Origin of the sequence: Priestia sp. SIMBA_032, from assembly GCF_046535215.1 — a bacterium.
GTDB classification, from domain to species: Bacteria; Bacillota; Bacilli; order Bacillales; family Bacillaceae_H; genus Priestia; species Priestia aryabhattai.
In genome coordinates this window covers 1-255 of the sequence record NZ_JAWRXD010001072.1, presented here as the reverse complement: position 1 = coordinate 255, position 255 = coordinate 1, and the positions used below count along the sequence as shown (strand labels likewise).

The 255-nt window shown below is 77.6% G+C and carries 1 protein-coding gene; it reads right to left on the bottom strand.

Features of this window, described 5'->3' with window-relative positions:
• Positions 1 to 255, bottom strand: a 255-nt coding sequence (locus SB717_RS37645) for a hypothetical protein (protein WP_410908258.1), incomplete at both ends; no start/stop codon positions are given.

Below are 255 nucleotides of genomic sequence, written 5' to 3'. Positions count from 1 at the left end.
CGAACACCGCGACCACGCGCGGAAGGTCGAGCTCGTGGGCGAGCGCGGGCAGCAGCTCGCCGGCGACGCCGACCGGCGTGTGGGAGCCGTCGGCGCCGAGCGCGACGAGCTGCGCCGTGCGGCCGGGGTGGAGCGCCTGGTGCGAGGACTGCTCGACGTCGACGGTCACCCCGACGGCGGCCGCCGTCTGGCGGACCATGTCGAGCGCGTCGGCCAGGCCGGCCGCAACGGCGGGAACGCCCGGCTGCTTGCCGA